This window comes from Massilia sp. UBA6681 (genome assembly GCF_002454935.1).
Taxonomy (GTDB): domain Bacteria; phylum Pseudomonadota; class Gammaproteobacteria; order Burkholderiales; family Burkholderiaceae_D; genus Telluria; species Telluria varians.
The window spans coordinates 1-23820 of sequence record NZ_DKJX01000056.1 but is presented as its reverse complement, the minus strand read 5'-3'; the positions used below and the strand labels follow the sequence as shown (position 1 = coordinate 23820).

The 23820-nt window shown below is 65.0% G+C and carries 25 protein-coding genes; 22 read left to right on the top strand and 3 right to left on the bottom strand.

The features are described from left to right. Positions 1 to 14: 14 nt before the first annotated feature. From B2R83_RS09250 to B2R83_RS09200, 11 genes are all read left to right on the top strand, one after another. Positions 15 to 365 carry a DUF1294 domain-containing protein gene (locus B2R83_RS09250; protein ID WP_292040364.1) on the top strand — a complete coding sequence of 117 codons (351 nt, stop codon included), beginning with the start codon at positions 15 to 17 and terminating at the stop codon, positions 363 to 365. Positions 366 to 386: 21 nt separating this feature from the next. Next, positions 387 to 1139, top strand: coding sequence for a glycerophosphodiester phosphodiesterase (gene ugpQ, locus B2R83_RS09245; RefSeq protein ID WP_292040362.1), 753 nt, complete (start codon positions 387 to 389; stop codon positions 1137 to 1139). A gap of 97 nt (positions 1140 to 1236) precedes the next feature. Then, positions 1237 to 2907 (top strand): flagellinolysin, encoded by a 1671-nt coding sequence (locus tag B2R83_RS09240; protein ID WP_292040360.1) that lies wholly within the window; start codon positions 1237 to 1239, stop codon positions 2905 to 2907. A 99-nt stretch (positions 2908 to 3006) separates the two neighbouring features. Continuing rightward, positions 3007 to 5616, top strand: a complete 2610-nt coding sequence (gene alaS / locus B2R83_RS09235; RefSeq protein WP_292040358.1) for an alanine--tRNA ligase — start codon at positions 3007 to 3009, stop codon at positions 5614 to 5616. A gap of 323 nt (positions 5617 to 5939) precedes the next feature. Then, positions 5940 to 6167, top strand: coding sequence for a sulfurtransferase TusA family protein (locus B2R83_RS09230; RefSeq protein WP_036216507.1), 228 nt, complete (start codon positions 5940 to 5942; stop codon positions 6165 to 6167). Positions 6168 to 6370: 203 nt separating this feature from the next. Continuing rightward, positions 6371 to 7120: an electron transfer flavoprotein subunit beta/FixA family protein gene (locus B2R83_RS09225; protein WP_209588142.1), complete on the top strand. Its 750-nt coding sequence runs from the start codon at positions 6371 to 6373 to the stop codon at positions 7118 to 7120. Positions 7121 to 7139: 19 nt separating this feature from the next. Beyond that, a complete protein-coding gene (locus B2R83_RS09220) occupies positions 7140 to 8069 on the top strand; it encodes an electron transfer flavoprotein subunit alpha/FixB family protein (RefSeq protein WP_292040356.1) in 930 nt (309 codons plus the stop codon). A 79-nt stretch (positions 8070 to 8148) separates the two neighbouring features. Next, positions 8149 to 9939, top strand: a complete 1791-nt coding sequence (locus B2R83_RS09215; RefSeq protein ID WP_292040352.1) for an acyl-CoA dehydrogenase — start codon at positions 8149 to 8151, stop codon at positions 9937 to 9939. A 322-nt stretch (positions 9940 to 10261) separates the two neighbouring features. Next, complete coding sequence (locus B2R83_RS09210; protein WP_292040350.1) at positions 10262 to 10924, top strand: hypothetical protein; 663 nt, start codon at positions 10262 to 10264, stop codon at positions 10922 to 10924. Next, positions 10921 to 11100, top strand: a complete 180-nt coding sequence (locus B2R83_RS09205; RefSeq protein WP_292040348.1) for a hypothetical protein — start codon at positions 10921 to 10923, stop codon at positions 11098 to 11100. Before B2R83_RS09210 ends, B2R83_RS09205 begins: the two co-directional genes overlap by 4 nt. A 103-nt stretch (positions 11101 to 11203) precedes the next feature. Further along, the gene (locus tag B2R83_RS09200; protein ID WP_292040347.1) at positions 11204 to 11620 is read left to right on the top strand and encodes a hypothetical protein; all 417 of its coding nucleotides are present in this window, start codon (positions 11204 to 11206) and stop codon (positions 11618 to 11620) included. Between the two features lie 98 nt (positions 11621 to 11718). Here B2R83_RS09200 and B2R83_RS09195 read toward each other — a convergent pair whose 3' ends face one another. After that, complete coding sequence (locus B2R83_RS09195) at positions 11719 to 12132, bottom strand: NINE protein (RefSeq protein WP_292040345.1); 414 nt, start codon at positions 12130 to 12132, stop codon at positions 11719 to 11721. A gap of 89 nt (positions 12133 to 12221) precedes the next feature. Here B2R83_RS09195 and B2R83_RS09190 point away from each other — a divergent pair, with 89 nt between their 5' ends. The 11 genes from B2R83_RS09190 to B2R83_RS09140 all read left to right on the top strand — a co-directional run bounded on the left by B2R83_RS09190 (position 12222) and on the right by B2R83_RS09140 (position 21810). Further along, on the top strand, positions 12222 to 12974 hold the full coding sequence (locus B2R83_RS09190) for an AAA family ATPase (protein WP_292040476.1): 753 nt from the start codon (positions 12222 to 12224) through the stop codon (positions 12972 to 12974). A 166-nt stretch (positions 12975 to 13140) separates the two neighbouring features. After that, positions 13141 to 13389, top strand: coding sequence for a 30S ribosomal protein S16 (gene rpsP / locus B2R83_RS09185; RefSeq protein WP_036216003.1), 249 nt, complete (start codon positions 13141 to 13143; stop codon positions 13387 to 13389). Between the two features lie 17 nt (positions 13390 to 13406). Then, positions 13407 to 13961: a ribosome maturation factor RimM gene (gene rimM / locus B2R83_RS09180; protein ID WP_292040343.1), complete on the top strand. Its 555-nt coding sequence runs from the start codon at positions 13407 to 13409 to the stop codon at positions 13959 to 13961. Between the two features lie 26 nt (positions 13962 to 13987). Continuing rightward, the gene (gene trmD, locus B2R83_RS09175) at positions 13988 to 14749 is read left to right on the top strand and encodes a tRNA (guanosine(37)-N1)-methyltransferase TrmD (protein ID WP_292040339.1); all 762 of its coding nucleotides are present in this window, start codon (positions 13988 to 13990) and stop codon (positions 14747 to 14749) included. 110 nt (positions 14750 to 14859) lie between these two features. Further along, entirely contained in the window at positions 14860 to 15246 is a 387-nt protein-coding gene (rplS, locus tag B2R83_RS09170) for a 50S ribosomal protein L19 (RefSeq protein ID WP_027864878.1), read from the top strand. A gap of 68 nt (positions 15247 to 15314) precedes the next feature. Further along, the gene (locus B2R83_RS09165; RefSeq protein WP_292040336.1) at positions 15315 to 15983 is read left to right on the top strand and encodes a CoA pyrophosphatase; all 669 of its coding nucleotides are present in this window, start codon (positions 15315 to 15317) and stop codon (positions 15981 to 15983) included. A 110-nt stretch (positions 15984 to 16093) separates the two neighbouring features. Then, positions 16094 to 17053, top strand: a complete 960-nt coding sequence (locus tag B2R83_RS09160; RefSeq protein ID WP_036216010.1) for a CobD/CbiB family protein — start codon at positions 16094 to 16096, stop codon at positions 17051 to 17053. Between the two features lie 114 nt (positions 17054 to 17167). Next, complete coding sequence (locus B2R83_RS09155) at positions 17168 to 17518, top strand: DUF3579 domain-containing protein (protein WP_209588149.1); 351 nt, start codon at positions 17168 to 17170, stop codon at positions 17516 to 17518. Positions 17519 to 17601: 83 nt separating this feature from the next. Continuing rightward, entirely contained in the window at positions 17602 to 18051 is a 450-nt protein-coding gene (locus B2R83_RS09150) for a CBS domain-containing protein (RefSeq protein ID WP_292040332.1), read from the top strand. A gap of 75 nt (positions 18052 to 18126) precedes the next feature. Continuing rightward, positions 18127 to 20922, top strand: a complete 2796-nt coding sequence (locus tag B2R83_RS09145) for a M16 family metallopeptidase (RefSeq protein WP_292040330.1) — start codon at positions 18127 to 18129, stop codon at positions 20920 to 20922. A 96-nt stretch (positions 20923 to 21018) separates the two neighbouring features. Continuing rightward, positions 21019 to 21810: an SDR family oxidoreductase gene (locus tag B2R83_RS09140; protein WP_292040328.1), complete on the top strand. Its 792-nt coding sequence runs from the start codon at positions 21019 to 21021 to the stop codon at positions 21808 to 21810. Between the two features lie 26 nt (positions 21811 to 21836). Here the strand turns inward: B2R83_RS09140 and B2R83_RS09135 are convergent, their stop codons facing one another. Next, the gene (locus B2R83_RS09135) at positions 21837 to 22577 is read right to left on the bottom strand and encodes a GntR family transcriptional regulator (RefSeq protein ID WP_292040326.1); all 741 of its coding nucleotides are present in this window, start codon (positions 22575 to 22577) and stop codon (positions 21837 to 21839) included. Positions 22578 to 22593: 16 nt separating this feature from the next. Beyond that, positions 22594 to 23664, bottom strand: a complete 1071-nt coding sequence (locus B2R83_RS09130) for a flavodoxin family protein (protein ID WP_292040323.1) — start codon at positions 23662 to 23664, stop codon at positions 22594 to 22596. Between the last annotated feature and the right edge of the window lie 156 nt (positions 23665 to 23820).

Genomic DNA, 23820 nt, shown 5'->3' with positions numbered 1-23820 from the left:
GGTAAGCTCACCGTATGCCTTACCTGCCGCTCCTGCTGTTTGCTGTCCTGTACGCCGCTGCCACCTGGAAGTGGGACCTGCCGCTGCAGGTCGGCGCCGCCTACCTGGCGATGAGCCTGAGCTGTTTCGTGGCCTACGCGATCGACAAGTCGGCGGCACGCAAGGGCAACTGGCGCACGCCGGAGTCGACCCTGCTGCTGCTCGGCCTGGTCGGCGGCTGGCCAGGCGCCGTACTGGCGCAGCAATGGTTGCGGCACAAGACGTCGAAGACCTCGTTCCAGTGGAAGTTTTACCTGACCGTCGTGCTGAACCTCGTACTCTTCCTGTACCTGTCACGGCAGCTCGGCATACCGGCAGTTTCCTGATTCCTGCAAAAGGAGGTGGGCATGTGGCGATATCCCCGGATCCTGGCGCATCGCGGCGGCGGCAGCCTGGCGCCCGAAAACACCTTGGCCGGCTTGCAGCGCGGCATCGACTTCGGTTTCCGCGCCATCGAGTTCGACGTGATGCTGGCGCGCGACGGCGTGCCGGTGGTGATGCACGACCCCTACCTCGGCCGCACCGTGAGCGGCGCCGGCCACGTGTTCGACTACGATGCGCATGAGCTGGCGCGGATGGATGCCGGCAGCTGGTTCGGCGCCGACTACCGCGGCGAGCCGGTGCCCCTGTTCGTCGAGTTCGCGCAGTACTGCAAGGCGCAGGGCATCTGGATGAACATCGAAGTCAAGCCGGCGCGCGGCTTCGACCGCGAGACCGGCGAGACCGTGGCGCGCATCACCCGCGCCATGTTCGCGGACGAGATCGCGGAAGGCAGGCTGGAGCGCGTGCCGCTGCTGTCCTCGTTCAGCCTGGCGGCCCTGGAAAGCGCGCGCGACGCTGCCCCCGACCTGCCGCGCGCCTTCCTGATGAGCGAGCTGCCGCCTGGCTGGGAACCGCTGGCGCGCTCGGTCGAGGCGGTGGCGATCCACGCCAACCACAAGCACCTGACCCCGGCGCTGGCCAAGACCGTGCGCGATGCCGGCTTCGGCCTGTTCTGCTACACCGTCAACGAGCCGGTGCGGGCGCGCGAGCTGCTGGACTGGGGCGTTGAGGCCTTCTGTACCGACCGCATCGATTTGATCGGTCCCAGGCTGGCTTAGCTTGCAGGCCGGATCGATATAAATATTTTAAGAACACCCCTTCAGGAAATTGACCGGTTGTCGATAAAGGCTGACAACTGCCAAAACGGATGACTTCATGTCATTGTCAATCAATAATAATTCGCTGTCGCTGAATGCCCAGCGCAGCCTGCGCCTGCACCTCGCCGCGCAGGAAACGCTGCTCACGCGCCTCACGGCGGGCACGCGCATCGACAAGGCGGCCGACGACCCGGCGGGCCAGGCAATCGCCGCGCGCATGGATTCCAGCATGCGCGGCCTCAGCCAGGCCATGCGCGCCATCAGCGACGGCGGCTCGATGCTGCAGGTCGCGGACGGTGCGCTGGCGAACGTGATCGACAGCCTGCAGCGCCTGCGCGAGCTGGCGGTTGCCTCCGGCAACGGCAGTTACGGCAGCGGCGACCGCGCCAAGCTGCAGCAGGAGGCGATGGAAATCCTGAACCACATCAACCGGGTCGGGGCCGAGACCCAGTTCAACGGCGAGGCGCTGTTCTCGCAGGACCGGGTCAGCATCGGCGGCGAGGACGAGCAGAAGCGGGCGGTGCTCGACGGCCTCAAGACGGGCTGGCTGAGCGCCTCCGAGAAGATGGTCAAGGACCTGTTCGGGCTCGAGGCGGATGGCGTCAAGCTCAAGGTCAACCTGGTTTCCCCGGGCACGCCGAGCGGCGTGCTGGCCTGGGTGGCCGGCAGTGGCCCCGGCAAGCTCGACAACCTGTCGCTGAACATCGACATGGCCGACTTCGGCAGCGCCGCCACCGCGGACGGCGGCAGCGCGCCGATGTACAGCGACCGCATCATCGCGCACGAGATGGCGCATGCGATCATGGCGCGCACGATGAACTACGCGAACCTGCCGTCCTGGTTCAGGGAAGGTAGCGCCGAGTTGATCCACGGCGCCGACGAGCGCGTGCGCAGCGCGCTCGCCGGCACCGATGCCGCGACGATCGTCGGCAGCATCGGCGTCTCCGGCGGCACCTACGAATACGAGAGCGCCTACGTCGCCGCCCGTTTCCTGCACCAGCGCCTGAAGGACCAGGGGGTGGAAGGCGGAATGAAGGGGCTGATGCAGCACCTGAGCAGGAACCAGGGCGCAACCCTGAGTACCGCGCTCGATGCCGTCACGGGAGGGAAGATCGCGAGCGAGGCCGACTTCCTGATGGAATTCGGGGCGGACGGCGACGAATTCCTCTTGAACAAGATGAACCTGGCCAACCGCGACACCGGCGCCATCGGCGGCCTCGACGCCGACGGCGGACCCGAGTTCGACGCCCGCTCCGTGGTCGCGGACGCCGGCGACAACAATGCCGACGATGGCCTGGGCGGCTTCGTGGTCGAGTATCCGGAACTGGGCGGGCACACCGGCGTGCGCCGGGTGCAGGTGCAGGCCGGCGACAAGGCGGGCGACCTGATCGAGCTGCAGTTCGGCGCCATCAACGCCGCGGCGCTTGGGCTGGCCAAGCTGGACATGCAGCGCGGCGCGGTGGCCCTGCTGCATGTGGACGAGGCGCTGGCCTACGTGAACCAGCAGCGCGTGGTGGCGGGCGCCTCCAGCAACCGCCTCGACCTGGCGGCCGGCGCGCTGCAGGCGGGTTCCGCCAACATGGCGGCCGCGAAGGAGCGCATCGCGGGCGTCGACTACGCCGGCGCGGCGGCCGGGCTGACGCGCGCGCAAATCCTGCAGCAGGCGGCATCGGCGATGCTGGCGCAGGCGAACAGCCAGCCGCGCGCGGTGCTGTCGCTGTTGCGCTGAGCGGCGCGCCCGGCCGTCAATATCGGCCGGGCCGATACGGGCCAGCTACGCTATAATCGATTTTTTATAGCGCATGCTCCCTCATTCCGCCCTCACGACATGAAATCCTCCGAAATCCGCGAAAAGTTCCTCAAGTTCTTCGAGTCCAAAGGCCACACCATCGTCCGTTCCAGCCCGCTGGTGCCGGGCAACGACCCGACCATGCTGCTGACGAACAGCGGAATGGTGCAGTTCAAGGATGTGTTCCTGGGCCTGGATACGCGCCCGTACTCGCGCGCCACCACCGTGCAGCGCTGCGTGCGCGCCGGCGGCAAGCACAACGACCTGGAAAACGTCGGCTACACCGCGCGCCACCACACCTTCTTCGAAATGCTGGGTAACTTCAGCTTCGGCGACTATTTCAAGCGCGACGCGATCAACTACTGCTGGGAGCTGCTGACCAAGGTCTACATGCTGCCGGCCGAGAAGCTGACCGTCACCGTTTACTTCGAGGACGACGAGGCCTACGACATCTGGGCCAACGAGATCGGCGTGCCGAAAGAGCGCATCATCCGCATCGGCGACAACAAGGGCGCGCGCTACGCATCCGACAACTTCTGGCAGATGGCCGACACCGGCCCCTGCGGTCCGTGCACCGAAGTGTTCTACGACCATGGCGCCGACATCTGGGGCGGTCCTCCGGGCTCGCCGGAAGAAGACGGCGACCGCTTCATCGAGATCTGGAACCTGGTGTTCATGCAGTTCAACCGCGACGAATCGGGCACCCTGACCCCGCTGCCGAAACCGTCGATCGACACCGGCATGGGCATGGAGCGCCTGGCCGCCGTGCTGCAGCACGTGCACAGCAACTACGAGATCGACCTGTTCCAGGCGCTGATCAAGGCGGCTGCTCGTGAAACCGGCGCCACCGACCTGGAAAACAATTCGCTCAAGGTCATCGCCGACCACATCCGCGCCGCGTCCTTCCTGATCGTCGACGGCATCATCCCGAGCAGCGAAGGCCACGGCTACGTCCTGCGCCGCATCATTCGCCGCGCGCTGCGCCACGGCCACAAGCTGGGCCAGACCAAGCCCTTCTTCCACAAGCTGGTGGCGGACCTCGACATCGAGATGGGCGAAGCCTATCCGGAACTGCGCGAAGCAAAAGAGCGCGTGGCCCAGGTGCTCAAGACCGAGGAAGAGCGTTTCGGCGAAACCCTGGAAAACGGCATGAAGATCCTGGAAGCTCAACTCTCCAAGGACGCCAGGAACCTGGACGGCGCCACCGCCTTCACCCTGTACGACACCTACGGCTTCCCGCTCGACCTCACCGCCGACATCTGCCGCGAGCGCGGCGTGACGCTGGACGAGGAGGGCTTCGCCGCCGCCATGGAGCAGCAGAAGAAGACCGCGCGCGCCGCCGGCAAGTTCAAGATGGCCGCCAAGGTCGAGTATGCGGGCGAGAAGACCAAGTTCGTCGGCTACGACTCGCTGGCCCACAATACCCACGTGCTGGCCCTGTACGCCGAAGGCGTGTCGGTGCAGGAACTGCAGGCAGGCCAGGAAGGCATCGTGGTGCTCGATACCACCCCGTTCTACGCGGAGTCGGGCGGCCAGGTGGGCGACCAGGGCGTGATCCGCTCGGACGGCAAGCTGTTCGACGTCGAGGACACCCTGAAGATCCAGGCCGAAGTCTTCGGCCACCACGGCGTGCTGCGCGAAGGTTCGCTGAAAGTCGGCGACACCGTCGACGCGCAGGTCGACACCGTCAAGCGCGCGCGCACCATCCGCAACCACTCGGCGACCCACCTGATGCACAAGGCCCTGCGCGAAGTGCTGGGCAGCCACGTGCAGCAGAAAGGCTCGCTGGTCGATCCGGAGAAGACCCGTTTCGACTTCAGCCACGGCGCACCGCTGACCGCTGAGGAAATCGCCAAGGTCGAGATGATCGTCAACCGCGAGATCCTCGAGAACCACGCCACCCAGGCCCAGCACATGACGTTCGATGACGCCGTCAAGCACGGCGCGATGGCGCTGTTCGGCGAGAAGTACGGCGACACCGTGCGCGTACTGGACATCGGCTCGTCGAAGGAACTGTGCGGCGGCGTGCACGTCACCCGCACCGGCGACATCGGCCTGTTCAAGATCGTGTCGGAAGGCGGCGTGGCCGCCGGCATCCGCCGCGTCGAGGCCGTGACCGGCGAGGGCGCGCTGGCGCTGGTGCAGTCGATCAACCGCAAGCTGCAGGAAGCCGCGGGCGCCCTGAAGACCAGCCCGGACGAGCTGCCCTCGCGCATCGCCCAGGTGCAGGACCAGGTCAAGTCGCTGGAGAAGGAAGTGGCCGCGCTCAAGTCGAAGCTGGCCGCAGGGCAGGGCGACGAGCTGGTGACCAAGGCCGTCGACGTGAACGGCATCAAGGTGCTGGCCGCGACCATGGAAGGCGCCGACGTCACCGCGCTGCGCGAGACCATGGACAAGCTGAAGGACAAGCTGAAAACCGCCGCCATCGTGCTGGCCAGCGTGGCGGACGGCAAGGTCAGCCTGATCGCGGGCGTGACCAAGGATGCCACCGGCAAGGTGAAAGCCGGCGAACTGGTGAACTTCGTCGCCCAGCAGGTGGGCGGCAAGGGCGGCGGCCGTCCGGACATGGCGCAGGCCGGCGGTACCGATCCGGCAGGCCTGCCGCAGGCACTGGCCGGCGTGGCCGGCTGGGTGGGCGAGCGCGCATAAGCATTTCCTGACCATCCGGTAAAAAGCGCCGCCCTCGGGCGGCGTTTTTCATGTGCGGGTCGCAGCCAGTTCAATGCGCTTGCAATCCATCGGCGCAACCGCATTTACCATGTAGCGCACCATGGCGGTGCCGATCGGTTTCTTTGGTGACTTGCCATGGTGCGCAAGCATAGATAATTTCACAATCGGTTGCAGGCGTGCAACAATGTGTGACTATTTTGGTGCGCTGCGTCATACTGCCGAAAAGGGAGTAGTATTCGACTTCCGAGCACCATCTACTTTGCAGGCATGCGATGAGCGACACTACTATCGACATTGATACCATGGAATTCCAGAGAGACCTGGATGCGCGCGGACTGAACTGTCCGCTGCCGATCCTTAAAGCCAAGAAGGCACTCGCCGAGATGGAAAGCGGACAGGTGCTGCGCATCGTGGCAACCGATACCGGTTCCGTGCGCGACTTCCAGGCGTTCGCCAAGCAGACCGGCAACGCCCTGCTGGCCCACACCGTCGAAAACGGCGAATTCACCTTCCTGATGCGCCGCAAGTAATTCTAGCCGGCGGCGCTACAATGACGGGGCAGGCCTGCGCCAGCCCCGCATCCTTCTACCCGACAGCCTTAAGATCGTACTTTAGTCGAAATCCTCTAACTAAAAATCGCACGATCGTGCTTTAATTTCGACCTGAAGCCGAATTTCTCTTATAATCTAGGCCATTTTCGTCTGTCACCCATTCCATTTTCTAAAGGCACCCTATGAAAGTCCTGGTACCCGTCAAACGCGTGGTCGACTACAACGTCAAGGTCCGCGTCAAATCCGACGGCAGCGGCGTGGATATCGCCAACGTCAAAATGTCGATGAACCCGTTCGACGAGATCGCGCTGGAAGAAGCCACGCGCCTGAAGGAAGCCGGCAAGGTCACCGAAGTGGTGGCGGTGTCGGTGGGTGTGGCCCAGTGCCAGGAAACCCTGCGTACCGGCATGGCGATCGGCGCCGACCGCGGCATCCTGGTCGAGACCAGTGTCGAGACCGAGCCGCTGGCCGTGGCCAAGATCATGAAGGCGCTGGCCGACAAGGAACAGCCGCAGCTGATCATCCTGGGCAAGCAGGCGATCGACGACGATTCGAACCAGACCGGCCAGATGCTGGCTGCGCTGCTGGGCTGGCCGCAAGCCACCTTCGCATCGAAAGTGGTGCTGGAAGACGGTAAAGTCACCGTGACCCGCGAAGTAGACGGCGGCCTGGAAACCGTGGCCTTGACCCTGCCGGCCATCGTCACCACCGACCTGCGCCTGAACGAGCCGCGCTACGTGACGCTGCCGAACATCATGAAAGCCAAGAAGAAGCCGCTGGAAACCGTCAAGCCGGAAGACCTGGGCGTCGACGTGAGCCCGCGCCTGAAGACCCTGAAAGTCACCGAGCCGGCCAAGCGCTCGGCCGGCGTCAAGGTGCCGGACGTGGCGACCCTGGTGCAGAAGCTGCGCACCGAAGCCAAGGTTATCTAAACATACTTAGGAAAAGAACATGGTCGCACTCGTCATTGCAGAACACGACAACGGCTCCCTCAAGGGCGCTACCCACCACACCGTGACCGCGGCCGCCCAGTGTGGCGGCGAAGTCCACATCCTGGTCGCCGGCTCGGGCTGCGGCGCCGCCGCCGAAGCCGCCGCGCAAATCGCCGGCGTGAGCAAAGTGCTGGTCGCCGATGCGCCGCACTTCGCCGACGGCCTGGCCGAGAACGTCGCCGACCAGATCCTGGCGATCGCCGCAAGCTACTCGCACATCCTGGCCCCGGCCACCGCCTACGGCAAGAACATCCTGCCGCGCGTGGCCGCCAAGCTGGACGTGGCCCAGATCTCGGAAATCACCAAGGTCGAGTCCCCGGACACCTTCGAGCGCCCGATCTATGCCGGTAACGCCATCGCCACCGTCCAGTCGGGCGACCCGGTGAAGGTCATCACCGTGCGCGGCACCGCGTTCGACGCCGCCGCAAGCGGTGGTTCGGCTGCCGTGGAGCAGATCGCCGCCGTTGGCGACATGGGCAAGTCGGCTTTCGTCGGCCGCGAGCTGGCCAAGTCGGACCGTCCGGAACTGACCGCCGCCAAGATCATCGTGTCGGGCGGCCGCGGCATCGGCTCGGCCGAGAACTTCAAGCTGCTGGAACCCCTGGCCGACAAGCTGGGCGCCGCCATGGGCGCCTCGCGCGCCGCGGTCGACGCCGGTTTCGTGCCGAACGACTGGCAGGTCGGCCAGACCGGCAAGATCGTCGCCCCGACCCTGTACATCGCCGTCGGTATCTCGGGCGCGATCCAGCACCTGGCCGGCATGAAGGATTCGAAGACCATCGTCGCCATCAACAAGGATCCGGAAGCGCCGATCTTCTCGGTGGCCGACTACGGCCTGGTGGGCGACCTGTTCGAGGTCGTGCCGCAGCTGGTCAAGGAACTGGGCTAATCACCCCTAGCCGATTTTCCGTCGTTCCCGTGCAGTCACAAGCTGCGCCGGAACGACGTTTTCATATCAGGAGACAAAGGTGAGCTATCAAGCCCCGCTGAAAGACATGCAGTTCGTGGTGAACGAACTGGCGAATCTGGCCGAGATCAACCAGCTGCCTGGCTGCGAGGACGCGACCCCGGACACCGTGGATGCCGTGCTCGAAGAAAGCGCGAAGTTCTGCGGCGAAGTCATCGCGCCGCTGAACCATCCAGGGGACAAGGAGCCGAGCTTCTGGAAGGATGGGTCGGTCACCACCTCGAAGGGCTTCCGCGACGCCTTCCGCGCCTTCGCCGAAGGCGGCTGGCAGGGCATCCAGCATCCGAGCGAATTCGGCGGCCAGGGTCTGCCGAAGCTGGTCGCGACGCCGTGCATGGAGATGCTGCACGCCGCCAACCTGTCCTTCGCGCTGGCGCCGCTGCTGACCGACGGCGCCATCGAGGCGCTGCTCACCGCAGGGTCCGACGAGCAGAAGAAGCTGTTCCTGGAGCCGCTCATCAGCGGCAAGTGGACCGGCACCATGAACCTCACCGAGCCGCAGGCCGGTTCGGACCTGGCCGCCGTGCGCACCCGCGCCGAGCCGCAGGGCGACGGCACCTACAAGATCTTCGGCACCAAGATCTTCATCACCTACGGCGAGCACGACATGGCGGAGAACATCATCCACCTCGTGCTGGCGCGCACTCCGGACGCGCCAAGCGGCGTGAAGGGCATCTCGCTGTTCATCGTGCCGAAGTTCCTGGTGAACCTTGATGGCTCGCTGGGCGAGCGCAATGACGCGCACTGCGTCTCGATCGAACACAAGCTGGGCATCAAGGCCTCGCCGACCGCGGTGCTGCAGTTCGGCGACCACGGCGGCGCCATCGGCACCCTGGTGGGTGAAGAGAACCGCGGCCTCGAGTACATGTTCATCATGATGAACGCGGCCCGCTTCGGCGTCGGCATGCAGGGCGTCGGCCTGGCCGAACGCGCCTACCAGCAGGCCGTCGCGTTCGCCAAGGACCGGGTCCAGTCGCGCGAAGTGGCCGGCTCGCCGGGCCCGGTGGCCATCATCAACCACCCGGACGTGCGCCGCATGCTGATGTCGATGCGTTCCCAGACCGAGGCCGCGCGTGCGCTGGCCTACGTCGGCGCCGCCTTGTCCGACATCGCGCACAACCACCCTGACGGAGCGACCCGCAAGGCGAACCTGTCGGTCTACGAATACCTGGTCCCGATCATCAAGGGCTGGTCGACCGAGATGAGCGAGAACGTGGCGCGCGACGGCGTGCAGGTGCATGGCGGCATGGGCTTCATCGAAGAGACCGGCGCGGCCCAGCACTACCGCGACGCCAAGATCCTCACCATCTATGAAGGCACCACCGCGATCCAGGCCAACGACCTGGTGGGCCGCAAGACCGTGCGCGACGGCGGCGCCGTGGCGAAGTCGCTGATCGAGCAGGTGCGCGCGGTCGAGGCGCAGCTGGGTGAAGTCCAGGGCGAGGAATTTGCTGCGATCCGCCGCCGGCTGGCGGAAGGTGTCACCGCGCTGGAGCAGGTGGTCGACTTCGTCGTGGCCAACGCCAAATCGGACGTGCGCGCGGTGTTCGCCGGCAGCGTGCTGTACCTGAAGCTGGCCGGCATCGTGCTGGGCGGCTGGCAGATGGCGCGCGCCGCACTGGTCGCCCAGAAGAAGCTGGCGGCGGGCGAGGGCGATGCGTCCTTCCTGCGCGCCAAGATCGCCACCGCGCGCTTCTTCGCCGACCACGTGCTCTCGAGCGCCCCGGGCCTGCGCACCGCCATCGTCGAAGGCGCGCCGGGCGTGCTGGCACTGGAGGTCGATCAGTTCTGATCGTCTGGAGCATCGACACGGAGCGGCCTGCGGGCCGCTTTTTTTATTGTTTCTGCGGGGGTCAGGTCTGACATTCGGACACGGGCTGAGCAGTACGATAAACACATGCTTGAGTTCGTGTCTGAATGTCAGGCCTGACCCCGATGTTCGAATGTCAGACCTGACCCCGCTGTTCTTTGTTGCCCGCCCGCTGAGTTTGATATCGGAAACGAAGCGTGACGGCCGCGTTCGTAAGCTGGCTCTACCTATCATCACTACGGGAGCCGATATGCTGTCAACGCGACGAAGCACGTACCCTTGCACAGCCCTGGCGGTTTCATCAATGTTGCTGCTGGCCGCCTGTGGCGGCGGCAACGATTCCGACGGCGATGGCGCCACGGCGGCCGATCCGCCGCCGGTCGTGCCCAGTCCGCCGCAGGGACCGACGCCGCCGGCGCCGCCCGAGCCGCCGCCGCCACAGCCGAACCCACCAGCGCCCGAGATCGTGCTGGCCGACACCTATACCGAGCTCGTCGCCGGCACCATCAACAGCCCGCGCGGCTGGCCGGCCTGGACCGCACCGCCCACGCGCGACCCGGTGGGCGGCGTCGGCTGCCTGGGCACGATCCGCTACCACGTGCATTCCCTGCTCTCGGTCTACAAGGATGGCGTGCGCCAGGGCCTGCCCGACAATGTCGGCCGCAGCAATGGCTGTACCTACGAGCTGCACACCCACGACGTGACCGGCGTGCTGCACATCGAGACCGATGTCGCGAAACGCTTCACGCTGGGGCAGTTCTTCGCGCTGTGGCGCCAGCCCCTGGCGGCCGCGGGCACGGCCGGGCTGGCGGGGCCGGTCCGCTTCTACCTGATCGAGAACGAAAGACTTACGCCGTACGCGGGCGATCCGGCCCAGATCGAGCTGGTGGGAGGCCGGGAGATCGTCGTCATCAGCGGCACCGCGCCGCGTGTGCTGCCGAAGTATCGCTGGCCAGCAGGCTTGTGAGCGCAGTGGAAGTGCTGGCGGTGTGCCAACACCGTCTTTGCAGCGGCCTGCGGGCCGCTTTTTTTATTGCCCTGCTGACGCTTACATCGTTTCAATTTATTTCGGCAAATAAGCTTTGCGCTAAAGACATTATGTGCAAAGGAAATTTGCATAAAAACATGTCTGGCGATATTTAGTTTGGCTAAAAGCGGACTCATCCTTACGGAACTAACTTGTACCTAAGCCGCGCATGAGCCGCGCGGCCCATCCCACACTCAGCGGCTCGACGAGGAGAACATCATGGGTATCGAGAAATACGGCGACAACCACGATCACGACCACGACAAGGATTGCGGCCACGACCGCGACCGGGACAGGGATGACGGCAAGGATGACGACAAGGACCGCGATTACTGCAAGTGCAAGAAGGAGCGGGCCGAGTACAAGAAGGAGCGCGACGAGTACCGCAAGGAACGCGACGAGTACAAGAAAGAGCGCGAGGAGTGGAAGAAGAAGGCTTACAAGTACAAGAAGGAGCTCTACGAGTACAAGGCCTTCGTGAAGGACGCGCTGGAGCGCCTCGGCGTCTTCGCCCGCAAGCTCGACCACCTGCAGCACGACCTGGTCGACGAAGCAAAGAAGCTCGGCAAGCATCATGATCACGACAAGGATCATGACCAGGACGACGACAAGGACCACGACAAGGATCACGACTAGTCGGTCGCCGCCGGCCCCTACGAGGGCCTCTAGTCCGCATGTGAGCCCGGGGGAACGATGCTGCCGGCATTGTTCCCCCGGGTTCCAGCAAGCCGCGATCAGCCGTAGGAGCCGCCGGTGTACAGCAGGTCGAACACCCGCGCAATGGTCCCGATCAGCACGATCGCTCCCACTCCCAGCATCAGCACCAGCACCAGCGCCAGCACCCAGTTCGAGCGCGAGCGCTTGCCGCTGCCCTGGTTGTGCTGCGCATCCCAGGCCTCGTCCGGCGTCAGCCCGATGATGAGCCCCTCGACGAAGCCCACGATGTACGACAGCAATAGCGGCAGCAGCACGTAGAATGGGTGCGGCTTCACCGCGCCCCACAGGATGCCGGTCAGCGGCAGGCTGCACAGGTGCAGCAGCCCGAGGCGGTCGGCGCCGCCTTTCAGGTAGAAGCGGTGCACGCCGAAGCCGCCCAGCAGCAGGGCGAGCAGGGCGGCGATGGTCTTGTTCTTGTGCTGGACAGCCATGAGCATTGCCAAAAGTTCAGGAAAACCGAAGTATGGTGCAAAATGGCAAGGAAGGCACGCATTGCGTGCACCCAGCCCATCATCCGACCATGCTCAAGACGCGCTCCTACTTGGCAGAAATCCAGCTCAAGCCCGCCGCGCCGCTCGAGCCCGCCGCGTTTCCCTTCACCCTGCCGGCGATCCGCTCCCTCGCGCGCCTGATCCTGCACCCGAACGTCACCTTCCTGGTGGGCGAGAACGGTTCCGGCAAGTCGACCCTGCTGGAGGCGATCGCAGTGGGCATGGGCTTCAATGCCGAAGGCGGCAGCCGCAACTTCCGCTTCGCGACCTGGGAGTCGCATTCGAGCCTGCACGAACACCTGCGTTTCGTGCGCGGCTTTGAAAAGCCGCGCGACGGCTTCTTCCTGCGCGCCGAGACCTTCTACAACCTCGGCAGCGAGATCGAGCGCCTCGACGAAGGGCCTGGCGGCCCACCGATCATCAACTCGTTCGGCGGCAAGTCCCTGCATGCGCAATCGCACGGCGAGTCATTCCTGAGCCTGTTCATGGAGCGTTTCCGCGGACAGAGCTTCTACATGCTCGACGAGCCCGAAGCCGCCCTGTCGCCCCAGCGCCAGCTGGCGCTGCTGAGCCGCCTGCACGACCTGGTCGGCCAGAGCTGCCAGTTCGTCATCGCCACCCATTCGCCCATCCTGATGGCCTATCCGAACGCCACCATCTACGCATTCGGCGAGCATGGCATCAGCCAGGTCGCCTACGAGGATACGGAACACTACCGAGTCACCCGCGACTTCCTGGCCAATCCGGCCCGTATGTTGCGAGTTTTGATGGGCGAGGAGTAGGGAGGGCCGCCAGCAGTGGCCTTGTCGCCAAAAATCGGCGATAATGCTCAATTCGCCGAACCTCACGTTGCGTGTCCGCCGTGTTGCTATAACCGCTTGCCCCTATCTAGGCTTACGCGCTATAATCGTCGGCTTTCTCCGTCCAATACAACTTTTTGGAAATATTATGGTCGTTATCCGTTTGGCTCGTGGCGGCGCAAAAAAGCGCCCGTTCTACAACATCGTTGCAACCGATTCGCGCAACCGTCGCGATGGCCGTTTCATCGAGCGCATCGGTTTCTACAACCCGATGGCTTCGGGCGCTGAAGTCGGCCTGCGTATCGCTGCTGACCGTCTGGCTCACTGGCAAGGCGTTGGCGCACAACTGTCGCCGACCGTTGCTCGCCTGGTTGCCAACCAGCAGCCTGCAGCCTAAGTAAAGCAGGTCAAGGCTTGACCGATTCGGCAGCATCCGGGGTGCAAGTCCCCGACGACCTGGTTCAGGTTGGATATGTGTCCGGCGCATTCGGGATCGTGGGTGGACTTCGCGTCACCCCGTTCTCGGTCGACGCCGATGCGCTGCTGAAGGTCAAGACCTGGTGGCTCGACAAGCCGGCCCAGCGCTCCGTCTCTGTGCGGACCGCGAAGATGCATGGCGGCGACGTGGTCGCCACCTTTGTCGGCATGCGCGACCGCAACGAAGCCGAAGCGCTCAAGGGCGCGGGCGTGTTCGTGGCGCGCAGCGAGTTCCCGAAGCTCGAGGAAGACGAATTCTACTGGTCCGACCTGATCGGACTGGACGCGGTCAACCTGGAGGGCGAAGCCCTCGGCAAGGTGACTGACATGATGCACAACGGCGCGCAGTCGATCCTCAGGATCACGCCCGTCGAGGCCGGCGCCCCCGATGCGAAAGTATCGGAGCGCCTGGTGCCGTTTGTGGACCAGTTCGTCCGAACCGTCGATCTCGAATCGAAAAAAATTACCCTTGACTGGGGTCTGGATTATTGACCCTGGAAACGTGAAGCGAGGTCCCGATGCAGTTTGATGTCGTGAGCTTGTTTCCGGAAATGTTTACCGCGTTGACGCAGTCGGGCGTGACCCGCCGCGCCTTCGAACAGGGACGCTGGGGCCTGCAGATCTGGAATCCGCGCGATTTCACGCAGGACCGCCACCGCACCGTGGATGACCGCCCTTACGGCGGCGGCCCCGGGATGGTGATGCTGGCCAAGCCCCTCGAAGCCGCGATCGGCGCCGCCAAACAGCGCCAGGTCGAGCTCGGCCTGCCCATGCCGCGCGTGGTGTTCATGTCGCCGCAGGGCAAGCCGCTGACGCACGAACGTGCGATGGCCTTGAAGAACGAGCCGGGACTGGTCGTGCTGTGCGGCCGCTACGAAGCGGTGGACCAGCGCTTGCTGGACCGCTGCGTCGACGAGGAAATCTCGATCGGCGACTTCGTGCTGTCGGGCGGCGAGTTGCCGGCGATGACGCTGATGGATGCGGTGGTGCGGCTGCTGCCCGGCGTGCTGGGCGATGAAGCCTCGGCGGTCGAAGACAGTTTCGTCAACGGCCTGCTCGATTCGCCGCACTATACGCGCCCGGAAGTCTACGAAGGCGAGCCGGTGCCGCCGGTGCTGATGGGCGGTAACCACGCCGAGATTATGAAGTGGCGCCGCCAGCGCATGCTGGAGGCCACCTTCAGGAAGCGGCCGGACCAGCTGGAGCGTGCGCGTGCCAGCGGCCAGCTGAGCAAGGCCGACGAAAAGTTTCTGGCAGAGCTGGACAAGCCTGCCGAGTAAGAATGTACCTTGTGTGCATGTAACGGCGGGCATGTTGCCCGCATGTTCAACCCCATCCTCTACTGGGCATCTCGTACAGCGCCAGCAAGATGGTTTATGGAGTAATAAAAATGGATCTGATCCAACAACTCGAGCAAGAAGAAATTGCGCGCCTCGGCCGCAAGATCCCTGATTTCGCACCGGGCGACACCGTGGTCGTCAGCGTCAACGTCGTCGAAGGCAACCGCAAGCGCGCCCAGGCATACGAAGGCGTCGTCATCTCGCGTCGTAACCGCGGCCTAAACTCGAACTTCATCGTTCGCAAGATCTCGTCGGGCGAAGGCGTCGAGCGTACCTTCCAGCTGTACTCGCCGCTGATCGCTTCGATCGAAGTGAAGCGCCGCGGTGACGTCCGTCGCGCCAAGCTGTACTACCTGCGTGAGCGTTCGGGCAAATCGGCACGTATCAAGGAAAAGCTGCCGCAGCGCAAAGCAGCTACCGTTGCTGCTGCTGAGTAATAGCGTCTGTGCACTGAAAAAGGCATCCGCAAGGATGCCTTTTTCTTTTCCGCCGAAGGAAATGCGATTTGCATAAGCCCGTGTTCGATCCCACCCTGATGCCGGTCGAGGGCCTGGCCGGCGAAGCGCCGCTCGCCCCGGAACTGCTGGATCCGGCGGCCGTGCGCGCGCGCTTCGCCCGCACCTTGTCGTGGGAGCCCGAAACCTCCGACGAGTCGCTGGCCGCGCCTGCCCTGCGCCTGCGCCGCGCCGCCGTGCTGGTGCCGCTGGTGGAGCGGCCGGAAGGCCTTACGGTGCTCTTGACCCGCCGTACCGACCACCTGTCCAGCCACGCCGGGCAGATCAGCTTTCCGGGCGGCCGTGCCGAAGAGCTGGATTCCTCGCCGATCGAGACCGCCCTGCGCGAGGCCGAGGAGGAGATCGGCCTGCACCGCCGCCACGTCGAGATCATCGGCGTGCTGCCCGAACACGTCACCATCAGCGCCTACCGCGTGACCCCGGTCGTCGCCATGGTGCAGCCGCCGTTCGCGCTGCGCGCCGACCCGGGCGAAGTGGCCGAGATCTTCGAGGTGCCGCTCGCCTTCCTGATGTCCGGCGCCCACCATCAACGCCGTTCGGTGGCCCTGCCGGACGGCAGCGGCAAGCGGCGCTTCTATGCCATGCCCTACAAGGATTACTTCATCTGGGGCGCGACGGCCGCCATGCTGCGCAACCTGTATCACTTCCTGCGCGCCTGACTGGTTCGACTTACCTGAAAGAATCCTCCACTCGCTGATTTGATTCCGGACGGCTTCTCCGCTATCGTAGCGGGCAGCATGGTATTGCCAGAACAAAAAAGGATTCCTGAATGACATTTTTCTCCATCCTCGTCGCGCTGATCATCGAACAGCTGAAGCCGCTGCGGGCCGATAACCAGGTCTACGGTGGCATCAAGGCGTTCGCGATGCGCATCGAGGGCTGGTTCAATGCGGGCGAGCAGAAGAATGGCCGCATGGGCTGGATCCTGATGATGCTGGCGCTGATGCTGCCGACCTGGCTCATCTACTGGGTCTTCATGCACTACAACCTGGTGCTGCTGGCCTTTGCCTGGAACGTCCTGATCGTCTACCTGACCCTGGGTTTCCGCCACTACAGCCATTATTTCACCTCGATCCAGCTGGCCCTGAACCAGGGCGACGAAGCCGGGGCGCGCCAGCTGCTGGCCGAGTGGACCCGCCTGGATACCGTCGGCATGGACGCCACCGAGATCGCCCGGGTCGCCGTCGAAAAATCCCTGATCACCACCCACCGCAACGTATTCGGCGTATTCTTCTGGTTCCTGATGCCGCTCGGACCGGCCGGGGCGGTGATGTACCGCGTGTCCGAATACCTGGCGCGCGCCTGGAACGAACCCGACCACATGCGCAACGAGGCCTTCGGCCTGTTCGCCGCCAAGGCGTTTTATTGGATCGACTGGATCCCGGTGCGCCTGACGGCGGTGGCCTTTGCGGTGGTCGGCAACTTCGAGGACGCGATCTATGCCTGGCGCAATTTCGCGCGCCGCTGGGCCGACGAATCGAAGGGCATCATCCTGGCCGCGGGCGGCGGCGCGATGGGCGTACGGCTGGGGACGCCGAACGAAAATGCCCCGCAGCTGCTGCCGGCGGATGCCGCCACGGTCGACCTGAGCGACAGCGATACCGAGGTGCTGCCGGGCGAGGAACCGAACCTGCGCGCGCTGCAGAGCACGGTCGGGCTGGTGTGGCGGGCGCTGATCCTGTGGATGATCCTGCTACTCCTGCTGTCGAGCGTGGTGTGGCTCGGCTGAGCCTTATCGTGTATCAGCGTGTATCGGGTCTCGTCCTTGAGTCTTCTATAAGATATAATACTGAGCTGAGGTTGTTCTCATCCACGCAGTATTCTTGTATCAGCAAGCAGCACTATGGCCGAGTTACCGCACACCACGGATGAAAAACTGAAGGACGAGTTTTTCATCCTGGGCATTACGAGCAAAGGCAGGCAGTTCCGCCCCAGCGACTGGGCCGAGCGCCTGTGCGGCGTCATGTCCTGCTTCGCTCCCGGCGCCGCCGGCCGCGATTCCCACCTCCAGTTCTCGCCCTGGGTCCACCCGACCGTCGTCAACGGCGTGAAGGCCGTGGTGGTCAGCCGCGAACTGCAGAAGATCGAACCCCTGGCCTATCACTTCCTGCTGAATTTTGCCAAGGACAACGACCTGCAGGTGGCGGACGCATGTTTCGTGCCGGCCCCGGACGAGAAGAAGCCGGCCGCCTGACACTTGCCGGTTTCACCTTCCAGATTCGAGAACTGGCGCTATGATAAAAGTCATAGCGCCATTTTTCATTGGGGGACACCGCCATGCACATCCGCGACATCTGCACCAGCGAAGCCGCCCACTGCACCCGTGACGAAACCGTGCAGGGCGCGGCCATCACGATGCGCCGCCTGCACGTGGGCGACGTGATCGTCGTCGACCAGTTCGACGGCGCCCGCGTCCCGGTCGGGATCGTGACCGACCGCGACATCGTCATTTCCGTGATCGCTCCCGGGCTCGACCCGGCCAGCCTGCAGGTGGGCGACATCATGACCGACGACCTGCTCACCGCGCGCGACACCGACGACGTCTACGAGACCATCGAACGCATGCGCCTGCGCGGCATCCGCCGCGTGCCTGTCATCGACGCCAATGGCAGCCTGGCCGGCATCGTCAGCGCCGACGACCTGCTCGAATTCCTGGCCGAAGAGATGGGCGAATTGAGCCGTATTAGCCCATATCAACAAGCGCACGAGCGCAGGGCCCGCCAGTAGGGATTCCGTCTGTTACCATCCTGCATTGTTCACGAACATGCAGGACGGATTGTCCTGCCAACATGACAGGACACCATGGACGGATTGACTTGCAAGCGCGGCCTCGCCGCGCAGGTGCTCAGCGGCAGCCTGTGCTTTTTCATGGCCGGCGCCGCCTGGAGCGCGCCGGCGCAGGATACTGCGCAGCAGCGCACAGCGCCGCAGCAGAAGAGTGCGCCCCTGCCCAAGGGCGTCACCCTCGGCCCTTCCGCCGAGGGCATCACCGAATACCGCCTGGCCAACGGCCTGAAGGTGCTGTTGTTTCCCGATAATTCGCGCCCGACCGTGACCGTCAACGTCACCTACCTGGTCGGCTCGCGCCACGAGAACTACGGCGAGACCGGCATGGCCCACCTGCTCGAGCACCTGCTGTTCAAGGGCACCAAGAAGAACCCCGACATCACCGGCCAGTTCGCGCGGCGCGGCATGGACTTCAACGGCACCACCTCGCTCGACCGTACCAACTACTATGAAGTCTTCCAGGCCTCGCCCGAGAACCTGGACTGGGCGCTGCAGATGGAGGCCGACCGCATGGTCAACTCGCCGGTGGCGCAGAAAGACCTGGCCTCCGAGATGACGGTCGTGCGCAACGAGTTCGAAAGCGGCGAGAATTCCCCTAGCCAGGTGCTGTTCAAGCGCATGCAGAGCGTGGCCTACGACTGGCACAGCTACGGCCGCTCGACCATCGGCAACCGCAGCGACATCGAGAACGTCAAGATCGCCAACCTGCAGGCCTTCTACCGCACCTATTACCAGCCCGACAACGCGGTGCTGCTGGTGGCCGGCAAGTTCGAGCCGAACGCGACCCTGGCCCAGATCAACCGCCTGTTCGGCGCGATCCCGAAGCCGAAGCGCGCGCTGCCGCAGTTCTGGACCGTCGAGCCGACCCAGGACGGCGAACGCAGCTTCGCCGTGCGGCGCCAGGGCGACATGCAGATCGTCGCGGTCGGCTACAAGATCCCGTCCGACCTGCAGCAGGAGTCGGAAGCCCTCGGCTTCGCCTCCGAGATCCTGGGCGACGCGCCGAACGGCCGCCTGCACAAGCTCCTGGTGGAAACCGGCAAGGCCAGCCAGGTGTTCAGCTTCGGCCAGACCGGCTACGCCCCGGGCCTGCAGTTCTACGGCGCGGTGGTGAAGAAGGGCGAGCCGATCGAGCCGGTGCGCGAGGCGCTCCTTGAGGCCGTCGAAGGCTTCGCCAAGCGTCCGCCGACGGAGGAAGAGATGGAGCGCGTGCGCCGCTCCTGGCTCAACACGATCGAACGCAGCGTCAACGACGCCCAGGCCTTCGGCGTGGCGCTGTCCGAGGCCATCGCGCTGGGCGACTGGCGCCTGTATTTCCTGGGCCGCGAACGCATCAAGGAAGTCAAGGCGGAGCAGGTGGCGGCCAGCGCCGGCCGCTACTTCGTGCGCAGCAACCGCGTGACCGGCACCTTCATACCCGAGGACACGCCGGTGCGGGCGGTCATTCCGGCGGCGCCGAGCGTGGAAACGGTCATGAAGGACTACAAGCCGTCCGACTCCAGCCTGGTGTCCGAAGACTTCGACCCGAGCCAGGCCAACATCATGAAGCGCACCACGCTCACGACGCTGGGGGGCGTGAAGCTGGCGCTGCTGCCGAAGAAGAACCGCGGCGAGACCGTCACCGTGCACCTGTACCAGCACATGGGCGACGAGAAGAACCTGTTCGGCAAGGGCATGGTGTCGGCGCTCTCGTCCGCGATGCTGATGCGCGGCACCAGCCAATACACCCGCGCCCAGCTGGCCGACGCCTTCGACAAGCTCAAGATGACCGGCGGCCCGACCAGCTTCCAGACCACCCGCGAACACCTGCCCGAAGCCTTGAAACTGGCCGCCCACGTGCTGCGCGAGCCGGCCGTCCCGGCAGCCGAATTCGAGCAGCTGCGCAAGCAGATCCTGGTCGGCCTGGAAGCCAGCCGCGCCGAACCGCAGAGCGTGGCTTCGCGCGCGCTGTCCACCCACTTCGACCAGTACCCGCGCGGCGACATCCGCCACGCCAACACGCTCGAGGAAGACCTGGAGGACGTCAAGGCGGCGCGCCTGGAGGACATCCAGGCTTTCCACCGCGACTACTACAACACCAATCCGGCCCAGATGGCGATCGTCGGCGACTTCGACCAGAAGGAGATCGTGCCCCTGGTCGACAAGCTGTTCGGCAATTGGAAAGCGCCGGCCAACGTGGCGCCGGTGCTGCGCAAGCATGCCGAGGTGGCGCCGATCAGCAAGACGCTGGATACGCCGGACAAGGAAAACGGCTTCTACCTGGCGCGCATGAACCTCGACCTGAACCTCGAGGATGCGGACTACCCGGCCCTGATGCTGGCCAATTACGTGTTCGGCGAGGGCGGGCTGAAATCGCGCCTGATGGACCGCATCCGCCAGAAGGAAGGGCTGTCCTACGGCGGCGGCTCGGACCTGTCGCCAGGGGACCTCGACCGTGCGGGCAGCTTCTCGATCAGCGCCATCGCCGCCCCGCAGAACCTGCGCAAGCTCGATAGCGCGGTGCGCGACGAACTGGCGCGTGCCGTAAAAGGCGGCTTCACGGCCGAAGAACTGGCCGACGCCAAGTCGGGCCTGATGCAGCAGCGCATCCAGAACCGGACCAACGATGCCGCGCTGGCCTCGGGCTGGACTTCCTACCTGTACCGCGGCCGCACCTACGACTGGTCGGCCCAGTTCGAGGCCAAGCTGATGGCGGTCACGCTGCCGCAGCTGAACGCGGCCTTCCGCAAGGCGATCGACCCGGCGAAGCTGTCGGTGGTGATGGCGGGCGACCAGAGCAAGGCGGGCGACAAGGGAAATAAGGCACCCTAGAAAGCAACAAGCGCACTCTCAATTATGACAAGGACCCTATTGCTGCGTTAAAATGTTGCCCTTAGGAAGCATTATTTGCACAGCATCAGGAGCATCATGAAAGGGATATCAAAAGCGCAAGTGCCGCCGGAACTGTCGTTCGCCGGCAAGGTGGCGCTGGTCACGGGCGCGGCCAGCGGCATTGGCCGCGCGATCGCACTGGCCTTCGGCCGCGCCGGCGCGCAGGTCGTCGTCGCCGACACCGCCGTCGACGGCGGCCACGCGACCGCCGCGATGATCGTGGAAAACGGCGGCAAGGCGCTGTTCGTGCGCAGCGACGTCACCAGGGCGAGCGAGGTCGAGGCGCTGGTCGAGAAGGCCATCAACTACTACGGCCGCCTGGACATCGCCATCAACAACGCCGCCGTCGACGAAGAGTGCGCAACGCTGGCCGAGGGCAACGAGGAGCAGTTCGACCGCATCATTGGCGCCAACGTCAAGGGCGTGTGGCTGTGCATGAAGTACCAGCTGCGCCAGATGCTCAGCCAGGGCAGCGGGGCGATCGTCAACGTGTCCTGCGTGTCGGGCATGGTGGGCGCGCCGAACCGCGCGATCTACGCCGCCAGCAAGCACGCCGTGGTCGGCCTGACCAAGAGCGCGTCGGCCGAGTACGCGCGCGAAGGCATCCGCATCAACGCGCTGTGCCCTGGCGCGGTCAAGACGCCGATGCTGGCGCGCGCGGTCGAACGCGATCCGTCCAGCGAGAAGAAGCTCAAGTCGGCGCATCCGATGAAGCGCTTCGCCGAGACCGCCGAGATCGCGAATGCGGCCATGTGGCTGGCCTCGGAGCAGGCCTCCTACGTCAACGGCCACGAGCTGGTGGTGGACGGCGGCTTCACCGCGATCTGAGGTAAATGGCCGGCCTTGCCGGCCATTTACGTGGCGTTCAGCTCCGCCACGAAGTCGTACATGTCGCCCCTGAAGTAGGACCTGCAGAATTCCACCGCCCGTCCATCGCGGGCAAACCCCAGCCGCTCCACGCACAGCCCGGCGTCGCCTTCGCGCGTCCCGAGCTGGCGCGCCTGTTCCGCGTTCAGCAGCAGCGCCGACAGACGCTGCAGGGCGCGCACCGGCCGGTGGCCGGCGGCCTGCAGGGCCTCGTACATCGAATCGCCCACCGCATCGAGCGAGGGCAGGGCAAAAGCGGCGATGGTCGCGTACTCGAGGCACATCGGCAGCTCGTCGGCATAGCGGATGCGATGGAAGCGGTAGACCGGCGCGCCCGGCGAGAGCCGCAGGCGCAGCGCCTCCTCGGGCGTCACCAGGCCTTCGGAACGCTTGATCCACTCGTTGCGCGGCACCCGCCCGCGCGCCCGCATGTCCTCGGAAAAGGAACTGAGCTTGGCGAAGTTCTTCTCGATGCGCGTGTTGATGAAGTTGCCCGCGCCGGCCCGGCGCACCAGCAGGCCTTCCTCGACCAGGGCGTCGATCGCCTTGCGCACCGTGATGCGCGAGATGCCGAGTTCCTGGGCCAGCTGGCGCTCCGCCGGGATGGCCGAGGCCGAGCCCCAGGCGCCTTCGTCGATGGCGCGGCGCAGCGCCTGCTGCAGCTGCTGGTACAGGGGAAGCTTGCCGCCGCCGGCGGCCGAATGCATGAATTCTGCGAGTACGTTCATCCCCGCATTCTAGCCGCTACTTGGAGCGCGGGTCCCTGAGTCGATGTTGGGAGACCGCGACCCGGCCCGCGCGGATCTCGCGCACCGCCTCCATCACCGCACGCGCCACGTTGCGCACCTCTTCCTGCACTGCCCAATCGCGGTCGAGCGTCGCGTGACTCTCGGCATAGGATTCGTAGTAGCCGATGTAGCGGTCGAGCTGGGCGAAGCTGCCGGCATCGACGAAGTCCATCCAGGCGAACCAGTCGGCCAGCGAACGGCGCGTGCCTTCGATGCCGGCGACGTCGCCGTGCACCACCAGCCCGTAGGCGCGCCCGGCCAGGTGCTTGGGATAGTCCCAGCCCTTCAGCTCGAGTTCCTTGGCCTGCTCGGCCTTCTTGCCGTGGGTGGAGGAGGGGTCGGGATTGCCGCCGTCGGCGCACACCAGGCGGTCGATCATCAGCTTGAGCACGGCGGGCGCCTGGTACCAGTAGACCGGGGTGACGATGATGACGCCGTGCGCCAGCACCCAGCGCTCGTAGATCTCGTTCATCCAGTCGCCCACCTGGCGCTCGGCGTGGTTCGGGTAGCAGCTGCAGGGCCAGTGGCACAGCGGCATGGCGGTCGAGACGCAACCCTTGCAGGGATGGATGTGGCGGTCGTAGTCGGAATTGAGCAGGCTCAGGTCCAGCACGTCGGCCTCGAAACCCTCGGCCAGCAGGACTTCGCGCGCCAGCATGGTCAGGCGCCAGCTCTTGGACACCTCGCCGGGGCAGGTGCCGTCGTTGCGGGCCGAGCCGTTGATCAGGAGGATGCGGTTGCGCGCGGACGGGTCCTTCTGGTGCCGCTCGGCCGCCTGCAGGCGATCGTGGGCCTCTTTCCACTCCACCGAGAGATCATAGCCCGGGTCGGCGAAGCCGGGCCCGGCTTTCACGGTGCGCGGCGCCTTGCGGCCTTCGTCATAGGCTTCCCAGGCCACCTGTTCGATGGCGTCCAGTTCCTGCGCCAGCTTGTCGTAGGCGGGATCGAAGAAGGCCTGGCGGAAGCGCAGGTGGAATTCGTTGCGCCCCAGCTTGGCCGGTGCCTGTCCCTTGCGTACCTCTGTCATGCCGCCTCCGCCTGCGTTTGAATGGCAGAAATTATCGGCCTGGCGCGGCGGCGCTGATGTTCGCGCGCGCACATAGCATGGAGAATCGGCACAAAACGCCCGGACAAAGCAGGGACGAAAAAAAACCGGGCAGAGCCCTAATGCCGTTCAGTTAAG